This is a genomic window from uncultured Piscinibacter sp., assembly GCF_937952055.1.
In the GTDB taxonomy this organism is placed as follows: domain Bacteria; phylum Pseudomonadota; class Gammaproteobacteria; order Burkholderiales; family Burkholderiaceae_C; genus Piscinibacter.
This window is the reverse complement of record NZ_CALFYO010000020.1, coordinates 370,219-392,514: the sequence shown is the minus strand read 5'-3', so window position 1 is coordinate 392,514 and position 22,296 is coordinate 370,219. Positions and strand designations below refer to the sequence as shown.

Here is a 22,296-nt window from a genome sequence, read left to right as displayed (position 1 = left end):
GCTCTCAGCGTTCCGTCGGCGCGCGACGGTAGATGGCGGTGAGGTCCTGGCGATCGGTGGGCCGCTGCACGCGCGTGACGAGCTCCCATCCTGGAATGACTGAAGCAGGCCTCGTCGGCGTCTGCGCGGCGAGCAGGAACTCGCAGGGAGACAACTCGGCCGGCGTGATGGCGTCGACGCGATAGCCGCCCATCGCCTCGAGCGCCGCCAGCAGCGCGCGTGGCAACTGAGGCGCGGCGATGCACGCCTCCTGCGGCACGTGCGCGGCGATGCGACCGAGCAGCGGCCGGTAGCTTCGCGCGTGGTCAAGCAGCGGCAGCCACAGCGTCATCAACAGCAGCCAGCACAGCGCCACGCCGCCTGCGGGCAGCACGAGGCTCTTCCACAGCGGGTGGCGGTGGCGGCCGGTGCGCCAGCGCACCAGCCACATCCACGCCAGCGTGCCGCCGGCGGCAAAGACGAGCGCGAGCAGCGAGAAGCTGGGCTGGAAGTCCGGCGCGAGGCGTGCGACGTTGGCAGCCGGTTTCGCTGGTACGCCGGTGTGCATCGCGGCATAGATGATCCAGATCGCCAGTGCGCAGATGCTGAAGAAGAAGACCGAGAACCAGTCGATCGCAGCGGCCGTGCTGCGCTGCAGGGTGGGCAAGGCAAAGGCGGCCAGCACGGCCAGCGCCGGCACGCCCAGCATCAGCGCGCGGTCCGAGCCACCCATCACCAGGCTGGCGCAGACGGCGGTCAGCGCACAGCCCAGAGGCACCGAAATGTGCCGGTGCAGCAGATGGCTGCGCCAGCGCCACAGCGTCCACAGCGCCAGCGGCCAGGCCGGCCAGGTGAACCAGAACAGCAGGCGCAGCGCGCCGAACGGTTGCAGGCTCTCGATGTCCGCCACGCGCCAGGCCCAGGCCTGCAGCGCCGTGCCGCAGGCGATGGCGAGCATGCCGGCGGCCGCGACCCACAGCGCCGTGGCGCGCACCTGCGCGTAGGCCGACCTCGCGCAGATCACCGTCCCGACGATGCCCAGCACCACGGCGATGGCCGGCGCGCCGCTGGCCGCCATCGTCGCGAGAGAAACCAGCGCGGCTGCGCGCGAACGGCCCTTGCGGAACGGGCTGGCGGCCAGCGCGTAGAGGAACAGCGCAGCACCGGCCAACTGCACCAGTTCCGGCGTCGTTTCGTGTCCGAGTTGCAGCAGGCCGAGCGTGGCCATCACCGCGAGCAGCGCGCCGTCGGCGATGGCGCGCGCATAGTCGACCGGCGTGGCCTCGCCGCCGAAGGCGAAGGGCAGCGGCTGGGCAGCCTCGGTGCGTGCGAGGTGGTAGGTGGCGTACCAGGTCAGCATCAGCACCAGCACGAGCAGCAGCGCGAACGGTATGCGTGCCGCCATGGCCGGATCCAGCCAGGGGCTCAACCCGCGGATGAAGGCCGCGCCCAGCCAGTAGGGAACCAGGGCGCCGTCCGTCGGCAGGCCGGCCAGTGCAGGGGAAAGCCAGCCCGAGCGGCCCGAGGCGATGCTCGCCATGTGGCCGAAGGCGCTGACGTCGGCGTTCTTCCAGGGATCGCGTCCGAACACTCCGGGCAGCACATAGGCCGCACAGAACAGCAGCAGGGCGACGCGCGGCAGCCGCTGAGCGGCGCGCTGCGTGACGAGTGCAGGTGTGAGGGTGTTCAACGCGGGCTGGAGACGAAGGGCAGCGAATGATGCCGCAAGAACCCGGCGCGCATGAAAAAGGCAGCCGAAGCTGCCTTGGTGCACGGGCGCGGGAGGAAGATCACTTCTTCAGGTGCGCGAACTTGTTGCGGAACTTCTCGACGCGGCCGCCCAGCGAGTCCACGCTCTTCTGCGTGCCGGTGTAGAACGGGTGCGATTCACTGGTGGTTTCCAGCTTCATCAGCGGCAGTTCGCGGCCGTCTTCCATCTTGATGGTTTCCTTCGTCTGCACGGTCGAACGCGTGACGAACTTGAAACCGTTGGACAGGTCCACGAAGCACACTTCGCGGTAGCTGGGGTGGATGCCTTCTTTCATGACTTGCCTCTGCGCTGTTGACTCGGGAGCCACGCCGAACCGCTCGACGCACTTTCCGACGCTGGAAAACCGCGAAGTATAACCTACCCGCCCCTCCGCATCATGTCGAAGAAGTCCAGGTTGTTCTTCGACTGCTTCATCTTGTCGAGGATGAACTCCATCGCCTCGATCTCGTCCATGTTGTACAGCAGCTTGCGAAGGATCCAGGTCTTCTGCAGGATTTCCGGCTTGAGCAGCAGCTCCTCGCGGCGCGTGCCCGACTTGTTGATCAGGATCGACGGATAGACACGCTTCTCGGCCATGCGCCGATCCAGGTGGATCTCGCAGTTGCCGGTGCCCTTGAACTCCTCGTAGATCACCTCGTCCATGCGGCTGCCGGTGTCGATCAGTGCGGTGCCGATGATGGTCAGCGAACCGCCTTCCTCGACGTTGCGCGCCGCACCGAAGAAGCGCTTCGGGCGCTGCAGCGCGTTGGCGTCGACGCCGCCGGTCAGCACCTTGCCCGAGGAGGGCAGCACATTGTTGTAGGCGCGGGCCAGGCGGGTGATCGAGTCGAGCAGGATCACCACGTCCTTCTTCAGCTCGACCAGGCGCTTGGCGCGCTCGATCACCATCTCGGCCACCTGCACGTGGCGGGCGGCGGGCTCGTCGAAGGTCGAGCTGATCACCTCGCCGCGCACCGTGCGGACCATCTCGGTCACTTCCTCGGGACGCTCGTCGACCAGCAGCACGATCAGGTAGACGTCGGGGTGGTTGGCGACGATCGCGTGCGCGATGTGCTGCATCATCACCGTCTTGCCGGTCTTCGGCTGAGCGACGAGCAGTGCGCGCTGGCCTTTGCCGATCGGCGCGATCAGGTCGATGATCCGCCCGGTGATGTTCTCTTCCGACTTGATCTCGCGTTCGAGCTTGAACTGTTCCTTCGGGAACAGCGGCGTCAAGTTCTCGAACATGATCTTGTGCTTGCTCTCCTCCGGGGTCAGGCCGTTGACGCGGTCGACCTTGACGAGCGCGAAGTAGCGCTCGCCGTCCTTCGGAACCCTGACTTCGCCTTCGACGGCGTCGCCGGTGTGCAGGTTGAAGCGGCGGATCTGGCTCGGGCTGAGGTAGATGTCGTCGGTCGACGCCATGTAGCTGGCATCGGGCGAGCGCAGGAAGCCGAAGCCGTCGGGCAGCACTTCGAGCACACCGTCGCCGAAGACCTGCTCGCCGCCTTTGGCGCGCTTCTTCATGATCGCGAACATCAGCTCCTGCTTGCGCATGCGGGCGACGTTCTCGATCTCGAGTCCCTCGCCCATCTTGATGAGCTCGGAGACGTGGAGCGCTTTCAGTTCGGAAAGATGCATGGGGGGACACCCTGGGGTGATGTGTCGCGCGCCGCGCCAAGGGCGTACGACCGGAGTTTCGGCCCACCGCCACGATCCGCCTTCATGCCCTGCGGCGTGGACCTGCGTCTGGGAATTCGGAACGCTGGAGTGGGAGCCGAATCCACGCGGGGCCCGTTTCGGGCTGGAAGCCGCACCCGCTGTGTCTGGGTGCTCTTCCGGGCGTGGTGGCTGGATTTCCTGCGGCGAAGCCCGGCGACTCGTGGGCCCGGGCTGCGCTGCGATTCAGGAAATTATAGATGACCGTCGAGGAAGGCCGTCAATTGCGCCTTCGACAGGGCGCCGACCTTGGTGGCAGCCAGCTGGCCATCCTTGAACAGCATCAGCGTCGGGATGCCGCGGATGCCGAACTTGGCGGGCACGTCGCGGTTCTCGTCGACGTTCATCTTGGCGATCTGCAGGCGCCCGTCGTAGTCCTTCGAGACCTCGTCGAGGATGGGGGCGATCATCTTGCAGGGGCCGCACCACTCGGCCCAGTAGTCGACCAGCACCGGCTTGTCGGACTTCAGGACCTCGCTGTCGAACGAGGCGTCGGAAATGTGTTTGATCAATTCGCTGCTCATGGAATGTCCTCGGGCAAGCACCACGCAGACGAGGTGGCAAGGCACAATGATTCTGACACAAAGCCCCGCACGGCGCCGGCAGCGCTGCCCCAGCTTCTCCTATGGCCGCGATAGCGCGAATTCCTCTGGACCCAGCGTCCGCCGACCCCTGGAGCGCGTTCGCGAAGCAGGTGTCGGCCTGGGCGGCGCGCGAGTCGGTGCCCCGGCGCGACATCGTCGTGCTGCTGCCTTTCGCGCAGCTGCTGCCGCTCGCGCGCGCCGCCTTTGCGTGCACCGGCGGCTGGCAGCCGCGCATCGAGACGACGCGCACCTTGGCGGCGACCCTGGGCCCAGCCGCAGCGGCGCAGCCGAGGGAGCTGTGCTTCGACACCGCCGCCGACCGACTGACCGCTTCACGGTTGCTGCGCAGTCAGGGCCCCGGGGCGACATGGGCGCGGCAGGATCCGCGCCGCTTCGAGCGCGTCGTGGCCACCGTGGTGCAGCTCGCGCAGGACCTTGCTCATGCCGCCTTCACCCTGCCGCCGACGGCGCGCGAGGCACATTGGGAGGCGGCGCGCGCTTTGCTGTCGCCTGCCAGCGGCCCAGGCACATTGCAGCGCTGGCTGGCCCGTGTCGCGCTGGAGTGGGCGGCCCAATGTGGCGCGCCGGCCACCGACAGGCTGTTCGAGGCGCGCCCCGCGGGCTGGGTCGTGCTGCAGGCCGGAGGGGCCGATGCGCTGGCCGAAGCCGTGCTCGCGGCGGCAGCCCCACAGCGGCCCTGCCTGGTCGTCGATGCAGACGCTTCCTTGGCGTCACCGCCGTCCGCCGCGCAGATCCCCAGCCTGGCGCGCTGTGACGGCTTCGAGGACGAAGCGCAATGTGCTGCCGCCCAGGTGCTGCTGCACCTCGAACGCGGCCAGACGCCGGTGGCGCTGATCGGGCAGGACCGGCAACTGCTGCGTCGCGTGCGTGCGCTGCTCGAGCGCCAGCAGGTGCCGCTGGCAGACGAGACCGGCTGGGCGCTGTCGACCACCCGCGCCGCGGCGCAGGTGATGGCGCTGCTGCGTGCCGCCCCGCCGCGCGCCGGCACCGACGCCCTGTTCGACTGGTTGAAGAGCCTGCCGCCCTGGCCCGGGTTTGCCGAATCCTCGGCACTGGTGCGCGAACTCGAGCGGCTGTGCCGACGCCGTGCCATCGCGCGCATCGAGCATCTGCAGCCCATCGCGCTGGAGGGTGAGCTCGCGTCGTTCCGGTCCGCGGTCATCGCCACGCTCGAGGGGCTGCGCGCGGGGCGTCTCAACGTGGGCGAGTGGCTGGACCGACTGCGCGAGGCGCTGCAGGTCTGCGGTGGGTGGGACGCGCTGGCGGCAGACGAGGCCGGGCAGGCCGTGCTGCAGTCGTTGCGCTGGTCACCCGGTGCCTCGACGGGCGCCGCCTGGCAGGACGCTGCGAGACATGCAACGCTCACGCTCGAAGGCTTCACCGCATGGGTGGACGCGGTGCTGGAGGGGGCGAGCTTCACGCCCGGCGATGCGGGCGCGGGCGAGGCGCGTGTGATCATCACGCCGCTCGCGCGCGCCATGCTGCGGCCGTTCGCCGCGCTGGTCTGTCCCGGCGCGGACGATCGTCACCTCGGCGCCGCCGCACCGGCTCACCCGTTGCTGTCGGAGGCCGAGCAGGTCGCGCTGGGCCTGGGCGGGCGCGCCGATCGCCGGCAGCGGGAAGCACTGGCTTTCGCGCATGCACTCACGCTGCCGCAGGTGTGCTTCCTGCGTCGCCATGTCGACGCGAGCGGAGAGCCGCTTGCCGACAGCCCGCTGCTGCTTCGCCTGTCGCTGGTGTTGGCCGAGCAGAGGCGCGGCCTGCACATCTGGCAGGACCCGCGTGAGCGGCGCAGGCTGGACGCGAAGCCGCTCGATCGCCCGCGGCCGACCGCCGCCGATCGCCTGCCCGGGCGCATCTCGGCCAGCGCGGTACAGGCCCTGCGCGACTGCCCCTACCGATTCTTCTCGCGCCACGTGCTCGGGCTGCGCGAGGACGACGAACTCGAGGTCGAACTCGAGAAGCGCGATTACGGCACCTGGCTGCACGCCGTGCTGCTGCGCTTCCACGCCACGCGCGACGCGCCCGCGGCCACGGAAACCGAGGCCGCGCGCATGCACGAGGTCGCGCGCGCGCAGCGGGTCGAGATGGGCCTGGCCGAGGACGAGTTCCTGCCCTTCGCCGCATCGTTCGCCCGCTTCGTGCCGCGCTACCTGGCCTGGCTGCACGAGCGGGACGCCGCCGGCGCGCGATGGCAGGCCGGCGAGCGCGACTGCCGCACGCGGCCGCAGGAGCTCGGCGGCATCGAGCTGCAGGGCGTGATCGACCGCATCGACCGTGTCGACCATGGTGAGGCCCTGCAGCTCATCGACTACAAGACAGTGGCGCCGGACAAGCTCAAGCGCCAGCTCGCCGAGCCGCTGGAGGACACTCAGCTTGCCATCTACGCGGCCCTGCTCGCGCCCGAATCGACGCTGCCGCTGCGGGCCTGCTACCTGCCGCTGGACCATGGCGACAGCCTCACGCCGCTGGCGCACGACCAGGTGCAGCAGACCGCCGAGGTGCTGCTGCGCGAGCTCGGGGCCGAGTTCGACCGGCTGCGCGCCGGCGCGCCCCTGCCGGCCCTGGGCGAAGGCGAGACCTGCGAGTACTGCGAGGCGCGTGGCCTGTGCCGGCGCGACCATTGGCCGGACGGCACGGCGTCATGAGCGGCGCGCCGGCCTATCGCGCCGATGGCGCGCCGGTCTCTCGCGAGACCTTCTACGCCTTGGCCTGCGATCCGCGCCGCAGCGTGGTCGTGGAGGCCTGCGCCGGCGCGGGCAAGACCTGGATGCTGGTGTCGCGCATCGTTCGCGCGCTGCTGGATGGCGCGCAGCCGCAGGAGATCCTCGCCATCACCTTCACGCGCAAGGCCGCCGGCGAGATGCGCGATCGGCTCGACCAGTGGCTGCGCGAGTTCGCGGCACCGACTCTGAGCGCGGACGATCGTGAGGCGCAGCTGCGTGCCCGCGGCGTGCCCGCCGTCGAGGCGGCGCGGCTCGGCGAAGCGCTGGCTGGCCTGCAGCGCCGCGTGCTCGACGGCGGCCGGGCCGTCGAGGTGCGCACCTTCCATGCCTGGTTCGCGCAGCTGCTGCGCGCCGCGCCGTACGAGTTGCTGGACGAAATCGGCATCGATCCCGACGGCGAGCTGCTGCAGGACCTCGCCGACCACCGCAGCGAGGTGATGCGGCGCTTCCATGCCGCGCTGTTGCGCGAGCCGGCGCGGTGCGACGACCACACCGCACTGATTGCCTCGCGCGGTCGCAGCCAGGCGGGGAAGTGGTTCGATGCGGTGCTGGCGCGGCGCGTCGAACTGGAACTCGCCGACCGCGAGGGCAGTCTGGAGGACGCGGTGGCGCCGGCGGTCGCGGCGGGCGAGCCCGAGCCGCGCGCCGAGTTGTGCCGTGCGGCGTGGCGAGACGACCTCTCGGCGCTCGCCGTGGCGCTGGCGCGCGGCGGCAAGAAGGCCGCCGGCGCGGCGGTGGCGCTCGAACGCGCACTGGCGATCGACGCCGCCGAGGCGCGCTTCGACGTGGTCTGGGCGGCCCTGTTCACCAAGGACGCAGAGCCGCGCCAGCTCGGCGAGGTCGACGGCCTCGCGGCCACGCAGCGCGCGCTGGAGGCGCTCGCCGTGCGCCAGCACCAGCATGACTGCCACCTCGAGCATGCGCGCATGGTGCGCCTGTCGCGGGTGCTGCTGGCCGAGTACGCCGCCTACAAGCGCGAGCGCGGCCTGCTCGACATGAACGACCTCGAGCGCGGTGCGCTGGCGCTGCTGCGCGATGCGTCGCTGTCGGGCTGGGTGCAGGAGCGGCTGGATGCGCGCATCCGCCATGTGCTCATCGACGAGTTCCAGGACACCAGCCCGCTGCAGTGGCATGCGCTGCATGCCTGGCTGTCGGGCTACGCCGGTGCCGGCGGCGGCGCGAGCGGCCAGCGGCCGCCCTCGGTGTTCGTCGTCGGCGACCCCAAGCAGAGCATCTACCGCTTCCGCCGCGCCGAGCCGCGCGTGTTCGGTGCGGTGCGCGAGTTCGTCGTCGAGGCGCTCGGCGGCTGCGTGCTCGAGTGCGACCACACGCGGCGCAACGTTCCGGGCGTGCTGAACGCGCTCAACGCGGTATTTCACGAGGCGCAGCAGGCCGGCGAGTTCGGTGGCTACCGTGCCCATACCTCCGAGGTGGAGGCCGACGCCGAGCCGGCGCTGTTCGCACTGCCACGCGTGTCGCGCCCGCCGAGCGAACGCCGCGCCGCACCGGCCGAAACGGCGCCCTGGCGCGACAGCCTCACGCAGGCGCGCCACGAGCCCGAGACCGAGCGACGCGAGCAGGAGGCGCAGCAGGTGGCCGAGGCAATCCAGCAGCAGCTCGACGAGGGCGTGGACGCCGGCGACATCATGGTGCTCAGCCGCAAGCGTGCGCCGCTGCGCCTGCTCGCACAGGCGCTCAAGCAGCGACACATTGCCCATGTGGCGGTGGACGATGCCTCGCTGATCGAGGCCCCCGAGGCGCAGGACCTGGTGGCCGTGCTCGACGCGCTGGTGTCGCCGCAGCACCGGCTGTCGCTGGCGCGCGCGCTGCGCAGCCCGCTGTTCGACGCCAGTGACGATGACCTGCTCGAGCTGTCGCAGCGCGCCGAGCCGAGCGGCGACTGGTGGCAGGCGCTGCTCGACCACGACGGCGGCAGTGCGGCGCTGCAGCGCGCCAAGGCGCTGATGGCCGGTTGGCAGGAGGCGGCGCGCGGACTGCCGCCGCACGACCTGCTCGACCGCATCGTCGCGCAGGGCGAGCTGCGCGAGCGGCTCGCCGCCCGCGTGCCGGCCGCGCAGCGCGCCACCGCGCTGGCCCATGTCGACGCACTGCTGGCCCAGGCGTTGGAGCTCGACGGCGGGCGATACGCCACGCCCTACGGCTTCGTGCGTGCCCTCAAGCGCCGCACCATCACGGTCCCGGCGCCCGACCTGGGTGGCGCGGTGCGGCTGCTCACCGTGCACGGAGCGAAGGGTCTCGAGGCCGATGTGGTGTTCGTGATGGATGCGGACCCCGAGCCACCGCAGGCAGAGACCGCCACGTTGCTGGTCGACTGGCCGGTGCAGGCCGACGCGCCGCGGCGCTGTGCCTTCCTCTACAGCGAGGGCCGCTGCCCGCTCGACCTGGCCGGACCGCTCGACGAAGAGAGGCGCTCGCGCCGCCGCGAGGAGCTCAACGGCCTGTACGTCGCGATGACGCGCGCGCGCCGCCGGCTGGTGTTCAGCGCGACGCAGCCGCGGCCGCGCCAGAACGCGCCGGCGAGCTGGTGGCAGCGCATCGAGGCCGTGGCGTCGCCGTGGCCGGCACAGCCTGCGGTCCGGTCCGAGGCGCGCGTCGAGCCGCCGCCGCTGCTGGACGAATTGCCGCGCTGGTCGGGCGCACCCTCGTCGATCGCGCCGCGCCCTCGCCAGGACAGTGCCGCCTCGCGCCTCGGCCAGGCGGTGCACCGCGTGCTCGAGTGGCACGGCAGCACCGGCGGCGAGCCGGCTCGTCTGGCCGAGGCCGCGGCCGCCGAGTTCGGCGCACCGGTCGAGGCGGTCGCCCGCGTCATCGGCCGCATCCTCGCCAGCCCGGAGTGCGCGCGATTCTTCGATCCGTCGGCACTGCGCTGGGCAGGCAACGAGGTACCGGTCAGCCTGGACGGCACGGTGCTGCGCATCGACCGCCTGGTGCGGATGGACGAGCAGGGCGTCGACACCTGGTGGGTGCTCGACTACAAGCTCCAGCATCGCCCGGAAGAACTGTCGGTCTACCACGACCAGCTCGCCGCCTACCGCGCCGCGGTTCGGCAGGCCCAGCCCGGCGCCCGGGTGCGCAGCGCGTTCATCGCCGGTGACGGCCGCCTGATCGAGTCGGCCTGAGCCGGCCGCGCGCGGCATTGTTCGCAAATCGCCCGGGCGCGTGGCGAAGCACACGATTGGGCCGCTTTCGACCCCCTGATCGTGCCTTCGGCCCCTGTTACCGTCGCTTCCAATCCGGTGACGTCACCTGCCACGACCGATGGCCGCCTCAGCCCCGCCCGCCACTGCCGCCCGATCCAGCCCGACGCGTGCCTTCGGCCGCTTCGAGCTGCGCCAGTTGCTGAGCAGGAGCCAGGGCACCATGGCCTGGCTGGCCTTCGACCCTCGACTCGGCCAAGAAGTCATGCTGACGCTGCCGCGCGTGCAGCCGGCCGATGCCGTCGCGCTCGAACACCGCCTGCGCGAGATGAAACGGGCAGCGCGGCTGAATCACCCGAACCTGGCCCATGTCGTCGAAGTCGGCGTGCAGGACCAATGGCCCTACATCGCCTGCGACCGTGCGCTCGGTGTCACGCTCGGCGAGTGGCTGATCGCCCAGCCGCGGCCCACGCCGCTGGAGGTGGTCGAACTGATCTGCCAGGCCCTGCAGGGCCTGGCCTTCGCGCACGAGTCGGGCGCGGTGCACTGCGACCTGCAACTGCATGCGCTGCTGGTCGGGCCGCAAGGGCAAGTACGGGTGACCGCCCTGGGGGCCGTGGGGGCGGGCGCCGCGAGCCCGGGCGATGGCCCGGCGAACGAACGCGGCATGGCCATGGACGCAGGTGCGCTGCGCACCCTGCGCGACGCCGCCGGACGCGACGTGCTCGCCTGCGGCGTCTTGCTGCACCAGTTGCTGGCCGGCGCGCCGGTGCTCGATGAACCCGACGTGGGCGTCGTCCTCGCGCGCTTGGCGCCGCCGGGGCGCGACCTCGTGCGACTGCCCTGGTCCACGCCGCAGCCGGTGCCCGAGGGACTGCGCGCCATCGCCAACCGCTGCACGGCGACGCTGGAGCGCCAGCGCTACCACAATGCGCGCACACTGCTGCGCGCGCTGGAGGGCTGGCGCGAGGTCGAGGCGAAAGGCCAGGGCGACCCGATCGCGCTGCTCCTCGATCGCCTGCGCACCGTCGGCCACCTGCCGGCGCTGCCGGGCATCTCGCGGCGCATGGCCAGGCTTTCCTTCACGGACACGCAGCGCACCGACGAGATCGCCGAGCAGTTGCTGCAGGACATGGCGCTGAGCTTCGAGTTGTTGCGCACCGTCAATTCGGCGCAGGTGCGTGGCACGCAGATGGCCGGCATCGGCCCGGTGCTGACGCTGCGCCGCGCGATCGCGCTGCTCGGCGTCGACGGCGTGCGCAGTGCCGCCAACGCCTTGCGCCAATGGCCGGGCCCGATGTCGGAGTCAGGTGCCGCGGCGCTGGCGCGCGTGATGAACCAGGTGCACCTGGCAGGGCATGCTGCGCAGGCGTTGCGCCCGCCAGGTTACGACCCGGAGGTCGTCTACCTGGTGGCCGTGCTGCAGAATCTCGGCCGCCTGCTGGTGCAGTATCACTTCCCCGAGGAATCCGAGCAGATCCGCCAGCTCATGCAGCCCGTGGCCAGCGCGCGGGCCGGCGGCAGCGAGCATCCTGGCATGAGCGAGGACTCGTCCTCCTACGCCGTGCTCGGTACCGGCATCGAGTCGCTCGGCGCTGCGGTCGCGCGGCACTGGGGCCTGGGCGACGAAGTGCAGCACATGATCCGCCGGTTGCCAGTGGACAAGCCCGTGCGCCTGCCCGACGACGATGCCGACATGCTGCGCGCTGCCGCCAGCGCCGCCAACGAGGCGGTGGATGCGATGACGCGGCTGAGCGCCGCAAAGGTCGGCGCAGCGCTGGCGCATGTGGCGCAGCGCTACTCCCGCGTGCTGGAGCTCAGCGCCCGCGACCTGCAGGACGCCCTGCAAGGCGCGCGCGCAGCGCTGCACAACGGCACGGCCGCCGCCGCGATGCCGCGCACCGCGACCAGCGACCGCGACGCCGAGGGAGAGACCATGCAGACCAGCGGCGGCGCCGCGTGAGCCACGCCGCGCCGGTCACCGCGCCGTGCCGGCTTGGCCGCTTCGAGCTGCGCCGCGTGCTCGGCGAGGGCGCGCAGGCAAGCGTCCGGCTGGCATTCGACGCCAGGCTGGAACGCGAGGTCGCCGTCAAGGTGATCAGCGCCGGCGCCGATGTCGACCCGCAGCACATCACCCACTGGCTGCAGGAGGCGCGCAGTGTCAGCCGCCTCACCCATCCGAACATCGTGCCGGTGTTCGAGGCCGACGTGCAGGACGGACGGCCCTACCTGGTCTTCGAGTACGTGCCGGGCCGCACGCTGGCCGAGCACCTGCGCGCGCGCGGCAGCCTGCCTCCCCACGAGGCGCTGGCGCTGATGCTGGGCGTGCTCGACGCGCTGCAGGCCGCCCATGCCGGCGGCGTGGTGCACCGCGACCTGAAACCCTCGAACATCCTCGTCGACGGCGGCGGCCGAGCGCGCGTCATGGACTTCGGCATCGCCGCGCGGCTGCACGACGGCCCGCGTCCGAGCGCCCAGGGGCAGATCGTCGGCACGCCCGGCTACATGTCGCCCGAGGCCACCCGGGGCGCGGCGCCGACTCCGGCGATGGACGTCTTTGCCGCCGGTCTGGTGCTGGCCGAGATGCTTGCCGGTCGTGCGATGGTGCGCGAGCGCGATCCCTACTCGGCGATGCAGCGCATCGCCGGCGAGGACCTGCCGCTGCCGCCGGAACTGCCCTCGAGCGTGGACGACAACCTGCGCAAGGTGCTGCGCCGCGCCATCGCGCGCGACCCGGCGCAGCGCTACGCGAATGCGGCGGCCTTGGCCGATGCCCTTCGCGCGTGGATGACGCCGCGTGCCGGCGAGGCCGAAGCGGCCACCGGCAACAGCGGGACGCTCGAATTCCTGCTGCGGTGCATGCGCCACAAGAGCGACTTTCCGGCGCTGTCGGACTCGGTGGCGCGCATCCAGCGCATCGCCACCTCGGAGCACGAGAGCCTGGCCAGCCTGTCGGCCGAGATCCTCAAGGACGTGGCGCTGACCAACAAGCTGCTGCGGCTGGTCAACACCGCGCACTTCTCGCATGCCGGCGGCGGCAGCATCAGCACGGTATCGCGCGCGGTGGCGCTGGTCGGCTTCGCCGGCATCCGCAACATGGCGCTGAGCCTGGTGCTGCTCGAGCACATGCAGGACAAGGGCCACGCCAACCAGCTCATGGAGGAATTCCTGCGCGCGCTGATGGCCGGCTCGCTGGCCGGCGAACTGTGCCGTGTCGGCCGCGAGGGCGAGGAGGCCTTCATCGGCGCGATGTTCCAGAACCTCGGCCGACTGCTCACCGAATACTACTTTCCCGAGGAAGCGCGGCAGATCCGCAGCATGGCGGCTGCCGGAGTGCGTGACGCCGGCTCGCCGGCCGCCCTCGTGCAGGCGGAGACGGCCGCGTCGATCAGCGTGCTCGGCCTGAGCTTCGAAGAACTGGGCCTGGGCATCGCGAGGAACTGGGGCCTGCCGGACAACCTGCAGCGCTGCATGCGGCAGCCCGAGGGCGAGCCGCCGGCGCGCGTGCCCGACACGCCGGGCGAGCGGCTGCGCTGGCTGACCCTGGCGGCCAACGAACTGACCGACACGCTGCTGCGCACGGAGGGCGATCCGGCGACACGCCTGGCCGGCGTGGCTGCACGCCATGCGCGTGGCATCGGTCTCACGGTGCGCGAGATCCAGGCGGCGACCGACCACGCACGGCAACGCCTCTCGCAGGCCGCGCAGGCGATGAACCTGCAGGTCGCGCTGGGTTCTCCAGCGCGCCGGCTGCTGGCCACCGTGGTCGTCGCGCCACCCGCCGGTGCGGCCGACGCCGACACGCTCTCGCCGCACAGCCTGCAGGCCACCGTGGCCGCCTTTGAGGCCACGCGCATCGACGCCACGCGGCCCGAGCCACCGCGCGAGAGCGCTGCCGAGGTGCTGGCTGCCGGCATTGCCGACATCACCAACTCGATGGTCGAGAGCTCCAAGCTCAACGAAGTGCTGCGCATGATCCTCGAGACGATGTTCCGCGCGCTCGGCTTCCGCCGCGTCGTCTTCTGCCTGCGCGACGCCAAGACCGAGACGCTGACCGGGCGTTTCGGCCTCGGCGAGGGCGCCGAGGGCGTCGCGGCGCAGTTCAAGGTGCCGCTGCGCGGAGGTACGGACCTGTTCGCCGCGGTCTGCGTGAAGGGTGCCGACACGCTGATCAGCGACGCGACGGTGCCCAACATCGAGGCGCGGCTGCCGGCCTGGTACCGCAGCGCCGTGCGCGCGCCGGCCTTCCTGCTGCTGCCGCTGACGCTGAAGGGTGCGCCGTTCGCGCTGATCTACGCCGACAACGCAAGGGCCGGCGGCATCGAACTCGGCGAGAAGGAACTGTCGCTGCTGCGCACGCTGCGCAACCAAGCCGTGATGGCCTTCAGGCAGGCGAACTGAGCCGGCTCAGACGTCGAGCGTGTAGACGTCGGCGGCCCGTCGTTCGACATCGCTGTGGCCTTCGAGGGCACGGTCCCATCGGGGCGCATCTGCGCCCTTGGCGGGAACCAGCCCCGCGGTCATCTGCGTGACTTCCTCGGTGCCGGCGTCGAACTCGGCGACCTGCTGCAGCGTGTCGAGGAAGAGGCGCGCCAGCGGCACGCCCCCGGAGTCGATGACGACGAGGTAGCGTGCCGGCTTTCGATGCGAAGTCTGCGAGTGCGCACGCGGGGACTCGCTGCCGAAGTCTTGGCTCATGCAGCCATGTTGCCACGGTTGCGCCTCGAACGCGGAATCGGAGAAGGGTGACGAGCCTTACCCCCGGCACTGGTCGCAACGCTTAGGGCTGCTTGGTTCCCCACCTGACCCGGTTGGGCGCGCTCCCATGCGGGGAGGCCCGTCGCCGACGATTGTAGGCGACGCCCGAAGGCCCTTCGCGTGGGCCTCAGCGCAACTGCAGCGCGTCGTCGCCCCACTCGAGCGAGAGCGGCTCGACGATCAGCCGCTTCGGCCCCGCCTCGACGCGGCCGGCGACGATGGCCTCGACGCCTTGCGCCGCGGCGATCTCGACGCAGCGCTGCGCCTCGTCCGCGCCGACGAAGAGCGCGAAGCCCGCGCCCATGTTGAGCGTGCCGTAGGCCTCGTGGTCGTCCTGCCGGGCATGCTGCTGGATGAACTTGAGCACCGGCGGCACCGCGGGTACGCTGTGGATGCGGTAGGTCAGTGTCGCCGGATGGCGCAGCAGCTTGCGCCATCCGTGGCCGGTGATGTTGGCGCAGTAGTGCGGCACGATGCCGGCCCGGAACAGCGCCTCGGTGACCGGCGAATACAGCACTGTCGGCGCGAGCAGGGCGTCGCCGTAGCTCAGCCCCGTCGCCACTTCGGTGAGGTAACCCTGCGCCAGCCGCTCGACCAGCTTGCGCGCCAGGCTCAGGCCGTTGGCATGGATGCCGCTGGAGGCGAGCAGCACGATCGCGTCGCCGGCGGCAAGGCGGTCGCCGACGGACAGGCGCTGCTTCGGGTTGACGATGCCGGTGCAGCTCGCCGCGAGGTCGATGCGCCCGCCCTCGACGATGCCGGCCAGCGCGGGCGTCTCGCCGCCGCCCCAGGCCACGCCGCAGGTGTCGCACGCTTGCTTCCAACCCTGCACCAGCGCCTGCGCGCGCTGCGCGTCGCTGAACCAGTCGGAGCCGCCGGCCGCCCAGTAGGCCTGCACCACCAGCGGCGTGGCGCCGACGGTGATGAGGTCGTTGATCGCCATCGCGATGGTGTCCTGCGCGATCGCAGCGTAGTAGCTGCGGCCGGTGAGCGCCTTCATCTCGTCGGCCACCAGGGCTTTCGAGCCCAGGCACTCGACGATGCTCGCCAGGTAGAACGGCCCGACATCGACAACGTAGGCCGACTCGCCGCGCGAGGCGGCGATCTCGGCGAATCCGTGCGCGGCGAGGTTGCCGGCGGTGGCCGCCGCGGCGCGCTGCGCGGCGACCTTCAGCGGGTCGATCAGCTCGTAGTTGACACCGGCCTGTTCGTAGCTGAGCGTGTGGGTGGAGTCGGGGCGGGCGGCATCGGTCATGGGGCTGGATTATCGGTCAGCCCATGGGCCGGGAGGGGCGCAGGGCGGCCCGTAGAATGACCCGCATGAGTTACCTGGTGCTCGCCCGCAAGTACCGGCCGCGCAGCTTCGATGCGATGGTCGGGCAGGAGCACGTCGTGCAGGCGCTGTCCAATGCGCTGACGCAGCAGCGGCTGCACCATGCCTATCTGTTCACCGGCACGCGCGGTGTCGGCAAGACCACCGTCTCGCGCATCCTCGCCAAGTCGCTCAACTGCACCGGCGCGGACGGGCAGGGCGGCATCACCGCGCAGCCGTGCGGCGTGTGCGATGCCTGCCGCGACATCGATGCCGGGCGCTTCGTCGACTACGTCGAGCTCGACGCCGCCTCCAACCGCGGCGTCGACGAGATCTCGCAGCTGCTCGACCAGGCCGTCTACAAGCCGGTGCTCGGCCGCTTCAAGGTCTACATGATCGACGAAGTGCACATGCTCTCGACCACCGCCTTCAATGCGATGCTCAAGACGCTGGAGGAGCCGCCGGACTACCTGAAGTTCGTGCTGGCCACCACCGACCCGCAGAAGGTACCGCCGACCGTGCTGTCGCGCTGCCTGCAGTTCAACCTGCGGCCGATGGCGCCGCAGACGGTGCAGGAGCACCTCGGCGCCGTGCTCGCCGAGGAAGGCATCGTCGCCGAGCCGGGCGCGCTGCGCCTGCTCGCGCGTGCCGCGCGCGGCTCGATGCGCGACGCGCTGTCGCTGACCGACCAGGCGATCGCCTTCGGTGCCGGCGCGTTGGCAGAGTCCGGCGTGCGGCGCATGCTCGGTGCGGTCGATCGTGGTCACGCGGAGCGCCTCGTCGAGGCGCTCGCGGCTGGCGACGGCTCGGCGGTGATCGCTGCGGTCGACGGCCTGCGTTCGCTCGGCCTGGCGGCCGCCGGCACGCTGGAAGAGATGGCCTCGCTGCTGCAGCAGATGGCGGTGCAGCAGGCGGTGCCCGGCGCGCTGGACGCGAACGACCCGGACACGCCCGCCGTCGAGAAGCTCGCGCGGGCGCTGCCCCCCGACGAGACGCAGCTGCTGTACAGCATCGTCGTGCACGGCCGCGCCGAGCTGGCGCTGGCGCCCGACGAATACAGCGGCCTGGTGATGGTGCTGCTGCGCATGCTGGCCTTCCGCCCCGCCGGGTCGGGGGCTGCCGAACCTGCGGCGCCCCGGCCCGCCCCGACACCGGCGACGCGTGCCCCGGTGGCCCGAGCGCCGGTGGCGCGCGCCCCCGAGCCACCGCCCTGGCTCGACGCGCCGGACGAGCTCGACGTCGAGACGCCGACACCGCTCGCAGCGCCGACGCCGATGCCGCGCGCCGAGTTGCCCAGCGTCGCCTCCACGCCGCTGGGCGACCGCTGGGCGGCTCAGGTGCGAAGCCTGTGCGACGGCGGCTCGATCGGTGCGCTGGTGCGCGAGCTGGCGATGCAGTCGCAGTGCGTGGCCGTCGACGAGATGGCCACCCCGGCGCGCTGGACGCTGCGCGTCGAGCGCGAGACACTGCGCAGCCCTGCCAACGTCGACAAGCTGCAGGCGGCGCTGGCGCAGTCGCTCGGCAGGCCGGTGAAGCTGCACGTCGAGGCCGGCGCGGCCGAGGATTCACCGGCGCGGCGCGATGCGGCCGAGCGCGCGCGCCGCCAGGCCGAGGCCGAGCAGATCATCCACGACGACCCGCTGGTGCAGGCCCTGATGGCGCAGTACAAGACCGCGCGCATCGTGCCCGGCTCGGTCAAGCCGCATTGATTCCAAAGGAGCATTGACCATGATGAAGAACCAGCTGGCCGGCCTGATGAAGCAGGCCCAGGCGATGCAGGACAACCTCAAGAAGGCGCAGGAGGAACTGGCGCTGATCGAGGTCGAGGGCCAGTCCGGTGCCGGGCTGGTGAAGGTCACCATGACCTGCAAGCACGACGTCAAGCGTGTCGCCATCGATCCCAGCCTGCTCGCCGACGACAAGGACATGCTGGAGGACCTGGTCGCCGCTGCGTTCAACGACGCGATCCGCCGCGCCGAGCAGGTCAGCCAGGAGAAGATGGGCAAGCTCACTGCCGGCATGCCCATGCCCCCCGGCATGAAGTTCCCCTTCTGAGCCGGGCGTGGCCGGTTCCTCGCTCGATGCACTGATCGAGGCGCTGCGTCGCCTGCCCGGCATCGGCGTGAAGTCGGCGCAGCGGCTGGCCTTCCACCTGCTGCAGCACGACCGCGAAGGTGCGCAGCGGCTCGCGCAGGCCTTGACGGCCGCGTGCGCGAGCGTCCGCCACTGCGAGCGCTGCCATACCTTCACCGAGGCGCCGGTGTGCGACATCTGTCTCGATGCGCATCGGGACACGCGCCAGCTCTGCGTGGTGGAGACGCCGGCCGACCAGGCGGCACTGGAGCGCAGCGGCAGTTACCGCGGCCTGTATTTCGTGCTGATGGGCCGCTTGAGCCCGCTCGACGGTGTGGGCACCAGCGACATCGGTCTGCGCGAACTGCTGCAGCGCGCCGCCGACGGCGTCACCGAGGAGGTGATCATCGCCACCAACTTCACCGCCGAGGGCGAGGCGACGGCGCATGTGCTGTCCGAGGCCTTGAAGGCGCGCGGCCTCAAGGTCACGCGGCTGGCGCGCGGCGTGCCGATCGGCAGCGAGCTGGAGTACGTGGACCTGGGCACCATCGCCCACGCGTTGAGCGATCGGCGCTGAGGCCGGCTGGCGCTATCGGCGCGAGGCGCGCACCGGCGCCTTGCCGCTCGCCGATCCACCGGCCTTGCGCGTCGGCTTGGCCGCCGCCGACTTGCGAGGCGCGCTCACCTTGGCCGTCTTCTTCTTGGCGCCGGCCTTGGCCGGCTTGTGCGACACGTAGACGACGATGGATTGTCCCGGCCGGAAGCGCGACCCCGCACTGACCCCGTTCCACTGCGCCACCTGCGAGGCCTTGACTCGGTAGCGGCGTGCCACGCTGGCCACGCTGTCGCGCTTGCCGGCCTTCAGCGACAGGCGGCGCAGGCCCGGGCCATCGGGCGCGAGCGCGATGGTGGCGTTCTCCGCGAGGTGCTCGGAGACGTCCGTTTCGCGGTTCGGGCTGCGCGGCACGAGCAGCGTCGAGCCGGCCCGCACCAGCATGCGCGGCGGGATCTTGTTCACCTCGCGCAGTTCGTCCTCGTGCATGCCGACCAGCCTGGCGGCCTCCGCCGGCTTGAGAGTCTTCGGCGCCACCCAGGCCGTCCAACTCGCCAGCGGGCCGCGATGCTGTGGCAGCGCGCGCACGAACAGGTTGGCGTTGTCGTAGGGCAGCAGCACCTGCGGCGTGCCGGCGGCGAGGATCACTGGCTTGTTCATCTGCGGGTTGAGCGCCTTGAACTCGTCCAGCGGCAATTCCGCGAGTTCCGCCGCGAGTTCGACGTCAATATCGCGCTCGATGCTGACGGCGAGGAAATAGGGGTGGTTGGTCAGCTCCGGCAGTTCGAGCCCGAAGTCGGCGGGGCGCGCGACGATGTTCTTCACGGCCTGCAGCTTCGGCACGTACAGGCGCGTCTCGGCAGGCATGCGCAGGCTCTCGTAGCCGGTGTCCTTGCCGGCGCGGCGATTGCGCGCAATGGCGCGCTGCACGTTGCCTTCGCCCCAGTTGTAGGCGGCCAGGGCGAGGTGCCAGTCACCGAACATGCCGTGCAGCCGTTCGAGGTAGTCGAGCGCCGCGCGGGTGGAGGCGAGCACGTCGCGCCGGTCGTCGCGGAAGACGTTCTGGCGAAGCTCGAAATGGCGGCCGGTGGCCGGCATGAACTGCCAGATGCCCGAGGCCTTGGCCGAGGACAGCGCCTGCGGGTTGAAGGCGCTCTCGATGAACGGCAGCAGGGCGAGCTCGGTGGGCAGGCCGCGCCTCTCGACTTCCTCGACGATGTGGAACAGGTAGCGGCTGCCGCGTTCGGTCATGCGCTGCACGTAGTCGGGCCGCGCGGCGTACCAGCGTTCGCGGTCGCGCACCAAGTGGTTGTCGAGGTCGGTCAGCGTGAAGCCGTCGCGCACGCGCGTCCAGAGATCGAGGCTGGCGCTGCGCTCGTCGTCGAGATCCAGGCGGACCTCGGGGCGCAGCGGGTCGACGGCGGGTGGTGTGGGTGCGGGGCTTTCTTCTTGCGCGGCAGCGGGCGCCGGTTCGGGCTCGGCCGGGGGCTGCACCGGCGCCGGCGGAGCAGCAGGTGCCTCGACGGGGGCTGTCGCCGCGGCATCGCCGCCCGGCGTGGTCGCACATCCCGCCACAGCGGCCAGGATCAGACAGAGCAGGGCAGTCGAGGCCGAGGTTCGTAATCGGTTCATCGGAATTCGTTCTTCCAGCGGCGCAGCGCGGCCAGTACTTCGGGGCCTGCCGCACTGGCGGCGCCATGGGCGGCCGCCGAGCGCACCACTTCGTCCCGGTCGCAGCGCAGGAAGGGATTGATCTCGCGCTCGAGCGCGATGCGCGACGGCAGCGTCGGCCGTCCGGCTGCGCGCGCGGCCTCGCAGTCGGCGACGTAGCGAGCCAGTGCCGCGTTGCCGGGTTCGACGGCGCGCGCAAACTTCAGGTTGGACAGCGTGTACTCGTGGGCGCAGCACACGCGAGTGTCCCCCGGCAGTTCGGCCAGGCGCGCGAGCGAGGCATGCATCTGCTCGGCCGTGCCCTCGAACAGGCGTCCACAGCCGCCGGAGAAGAGAGTGTCGCCGCAGAAGAGCATCGGGGCGCCGTCGCGTCCCTCATGGAAGTAGGCGATGTGCCCCGCCGTGTGGCCCGGCACGTCGAGGATGCGAAAGGACAGGCCGAGCACCTCGATCTCGTCGCCATCGTCCAGCGGCACGAAAGGGGCGGGGATGGATTCGCGGCGCGGCCCATAGACGCGGCCCTGCAACCGGTCGCGCAGCGCATCGACGCCGCCCACGTGGTCGCCGTGGTGATGGGTCACTAGAATCGCCGACAGCGCCAGATGCCGCTCGTCGAGCGCGGCCGACACCGGCGCTGCTTCACCTGGGTCGACGACGATGGCATTCGCGCCGTCGTGAAGCATCCAGATGTAGTTGTCGGTGAAGGCGGGCAGGGCGATCAGTTCCATGGCGAAAGGCGAGCGAATTATAGGTTTGGCCCAGTGGCTCGCCACGCCGGCAGGCCGATACCTGCTCGAGTGGGAGCAGCGCCACCTCGATCTGGCGGTGGCCGACCTGTTCGGCTTCCATGCGCTGCAGGTCGGCCTGCCCGAACTCGATGCGCTGCGCAACAACCGCATGCCGCACCGCTGGGTGGCCTGCGAGCACACTTCGCCGGCCGGGCCGGGGGCGATGCCGCGCGCGACGGTGGCACTCAACCTCGACTTCGACGCGCTGCCCTTCGATGGCGCCAGCCTCGACCTCGTCGTGCTGCCGCACACGCTGGAGTTGGCACGCGATCCGCACCAGACGCTGCGCGAGGTCGAGCGCGTGCTGCGGCCCGAAGGGCGCGTGGTGGTGGTCGGCTTCAATCCGGCCAGCCTGTGGGGGCTGCGACAGGCGATGGGCCGCCTGCGCCTCGGCCTGGGCGTGGCGCGCCACAAGCCGCTGTTCCTGCCGGCCAGCGGCGAGTTCCTCGGCTATCGCCGGCTTCGCGACTGGCTTCGACTGCTCAGCTTCGAGGTCGAGTCGGGGCGCTTCGGCTGCTACCGCATGCCGGTGCTGTCGGATCGCTGGCTGCAGCGCTACGAATGGATGGACGGTTCCGGCGAGCGCTGGTGGCCGGTGTTCGGCGCGGCCTACTTCGTCGTGGCCGTCAAGCGCGTGCGCGGCATGCGCCTCGTCGGACTGGTGCGGGACCAGCCTCAGCGCGCCAAGGCCGGTGCCGCCGTACTCACCCAGAAGCGCGGCGAACGCGAGGAAGAACCAGCATGACTGCTGCCGCGCCGGCGCCGAAGAGACCGCACGTGACCGTCTATACGGATGGCGCGTGCAAGGGCAACCCGGGCCGCGGCGGCTGGGGCGCGTGGTTGCGCACCGGCGAGCACGAGAAGGAGCTGTTCGGGGGCGAGGCGATGACCACCAACAACCGCATGGAACTCACGGCGGTGATCGAGGCGCTGGCTTCGTTGAAGCGCACCTGTGACGTGACCATCCACACGGACAGCGAATATGTCCGCAAGGGCATCACGGAGTGGATCCACGCCTGGAAGCAGCGTGGCTGGAAGACGGCCGACCGCAAAGCGGTGAAGAATGCCGAGCTGTGGCAGCGCCTCGATGCGCTTCGGCAACTCCATCACGTCGAGTGGCGCTGGGTGAAAGGGCATTCCGGCAACGCCGGCAACGAGCGCGCCGACGCGCTTGCCAACCGCGGCGTCGAATCGCAGACCTGAG

The 22,296-nt window shown here is 71.0% G+C and carries 17 protein-coding genes and 1 other RNA gene; 9 read left to right on the top strand and 9 right to left on the bottom strand.

Features of this window, described 5'->3' with window-relative positions; translation table 11 throughout:
* Positions 1 to 4: 4 nt before the first annotated feature.
* From Q0599_RS12690 to trxA, 4 genes are all read right to left on the bottom strand, one after another.
* The gene (locus Q0599_RS12690) at positions 5 to 1,669 is read right to left on the bottom strand and encodes a hypothetical protein (protein ID WP_298829943.1); all 1,665 of its coding nucleotides are present in this window, start codon (positions 1,667 to 1,669) and stop codon (positions 5 to 7) included.
* A gap of 100 nt (positions 1,670 to 1,769) precedes the next feature.
* On the bottom strand, positions 1,770 to 2,024 hold the full coding sequence (locus Q0599_RS12685; protein WP_293430994.1) for a type B 50S ribosomal protein L31: 255 nt from the start codon (positions 2,022 to 2,024) through the stop codon (positions 1,770 to 1,772).
* A gap of 83 nt (positions 2,025 to 2,107) precedes the next feature.
* On the bottom strand, positions 2,108 to 3,370 hold the full coding sequence (gene rho / locus Q0599_RS12680; protein ID WP_298829941.1) for a transcription termination factor Rho: 1,263 nt from the start codon (positions 3,368 to 3,370) through the stop codon (positions 2,108 to 2,110).
* 272 nt (positions 3,371 to 3,642) lie between these two features.
* Positions 3,643 to 3,972: a thioredoxin TrxA gene (gene trxA, locus Q0599_RS12675; RefSeq protein ID WP_298829939.1), complete on the bottom strand. Its 330-nt coding sequence runs from the start codon at positions 3,970 to 3,972 to the stop codon at positions 3,643 to 3,645.
* Positions 3,973 to 4,142: 170 nt separating this feature from the next.
* Between trxA and Q0599_RS12670 the strand changes: the two genes are divergently transcribed.
* The 4 genes from Q0599_RS12670 (at position 4,143) to Q0599_RS12655 (ending at position 14,338) form a co-directional block, all read left to right on the top strand.
* Positions 4,143 to 6,701: a PD-(D/E)XK nuclease family protein gene (locus tag Q0599_RS12670; RefSeq protein WP_298829938.1), complete on the top strand. Its 2,559-nt coding sequence runs from the start codon at positions 4,143 to 4,145 to the stop codon at positions 6,699 to 6,701.
* On the top strand, positions 6,698 to 9,919 hold the full coding sequence (locus tag Q0599_RS12665) for an exodeoxyribonuclease V subunit beta (protein WP_298829937.1): 3,222 nt from the start codon (positions 6,698 to 6,700) through the stop codon (positions 9,917 to 9,919). Before Q0599_RS12670 ends, Q0599_RS12665 begins: the two co-directional genes overlap by 4 nt.
* A gap of 139 nt (positions 9,920 to 10,058) precedes the next feature.
* Positions 10,059 to 11,900: an HDOD domain-containing protein gene (locus Q0599_RS12660; protein ID WP_298829936.1), complete on the top strand. Its 1,842-nt coding sequence runs from the start codon at positions 10,059 to 10,061 to the stop codon at positions 11,898 to 11,900.
* Positions 11,897 to 14,338, top strand: coding sequence for a serine/threonine protein kinase (locus tag Q0599_RS12655; RefSeq protein WP_298829935.1), 2,442 nt, complete (start codon positions 11,897 to 11,899; stop codon positions 14,336 to 14,338). The genes Q0599_RS12660 and Q0599_RS12655 overlap by 4 nt, the downstream gene beginning before the upstream one ends.
* A gap of 6 nt (positions 14,339 to 14,344) precedes the next feature.
* On the opposite strand, the gene Q0599_RS12650 is transcribed toward Q0599_RS12655, so the two are convergent.
* The 3 genes from Q0599_RS12650 to Q0599_RS12640 form a co-directional block, all read right to left on the bottom strand.
* On the bottom strand, positions 14,345 to 14,635 hold the full coding sequence (locus tag Q0599_RS12650; RefSeq protein WP_298829934.1) for a hypothetical protein: 291 nt from the start codon (positions 14,633 to 14,635) through the stop codon (positions 14,345 to 14,347).
* 46 nt (positions 14,636 to 14,681) lie between these two features.
* An RNA gene (ffs, locus tag Q0599_RS12645) (signal recognition particle sRNA small type) lies at positions 14,682 to 14,779 on the bottom strand.
* A gap of 43 nt (positions 14,780 to 14,822) precedes the next feature.
* Positions 14,823 to 15,950, bottom strand: coding sequence for an AIR synthase-related protein (locus Q0599_RS12640; protein WP_298829932.1), 1,128 nt, complete (start codon positions 15,948 to 15,950; stop codon positions 14,823 to 14,825).
* A gap of 65 nt (positions 15,951 to 16,015) precedes the next feature.
* Here Q0599_RS12640 and dnaX point away from each other — a divergent pair, with 65 nt between their 5' ends.
* Genes dnaX through recR form a run of 3 tightly spaced genes read left to right on the top strand, consistent with a single transcriptional unit; the run spans position 16,016 to position 18,657 of the window.
* Complete coding sequence (gene dnaX, locus Q0599_RS12635) at positions 16,016 to 17,716, top strand: DNA polymerase III subunit gamma/tau (protein WP_298829930.1); 1,701 nt, start codon at positions 16,016 to 16,018, stop codon at positions 17,714 to 17,716.
* Positions 17,717 to 17,735: 19 nt separating this feature from the next.
* A complete protein-coding gene (locus Q0599_RS12630; RefSeq protein WP_298829928.1) occupies positions 17,736 to 18,062 on the top strand; it encodes a YbaB/EbfC family nucleoid-associated protein in 327 nt (108 codons plus the stop codon).
* Between the two features lie 7 nt (positions 18,063 to 18,069).
* The gene (recR, locus tag Q0599_RS12625; protein ID WP_298829926.1) at positions 18,070 to 18,657 is read left to right on the top strand and encodes a recombination mediator RecR; all 588 of its coding nucleotides are present in this window, start codon (positions 18,070 to 18,072) and stop codon (positions 18,655 to 18,657) included.
* A gap of 12 nt (positions 18,658 to 18,669) precedes the next feature.
* On the opposite strand, the gene Q0599_RS12620 is transcribed toward recR, so the two are convergent.
* Positions 18,670 to 20,265: a transglycosylase SLT domain-containing protein gene (locus Q0599_RS12620; RefSeq protein ID WP_298829925.1), complete on the bottom strand. Its 1,596-nt coding sequence runs from the start codon at positions 20,263 to 20,265 to the stop codon at positions 18,670 to 18,672.
* Positions 20,262 to 21,032 (bottom strand): hydroxyacylglutathione hydrolase, encoded by a 771-nt coding sequence (gloB, locus tag Q0599_RS12615; protein ID WP_298829924.1) that lies wholly within the window; start codon positions 21,030 to 21,032, stop codon positions 20,262 to 20,264. Before gloB ends, Q0599_RS12620 begins: the two co-directional genes overlap by 4 nt.
* On the opposite strand from gloB, the gene Q0599_RS12610 reads away from it, so the two are divergent.
* Positions 21,031 to 21,837, top strand: a complete 807-nt coding sequence (locus tag Q0599_RS12610; protein WP_298829922.1) for a methyltransferase domain-containing protein — start codon at positions 21,031 to 21,033, stop codon at positions 21,835 to 21,837. The genes gloB and Q0599_RS12610 overlap by 2 nt on opposite strands.
* Positions 21,834 to 22,295 carry a ribonuclease HI gene (rnhA, locus tag Q0599_RS12605; RefSeq protein ID WP_298829920.1) on the top strand — a complete coding sequence of 154 codons (462 nt, stop codon included), beginning with the start codon at positions 21,834 to 21,836 and terminating at the stop codon, positions 22,293 to 22,295. The genes Q0599_RS12610 and rnhA overlap by 4 nt, the downstream gene beginning before the upstream one ends.
* Position 22,296: the final 1 nt, after the last annotated feature.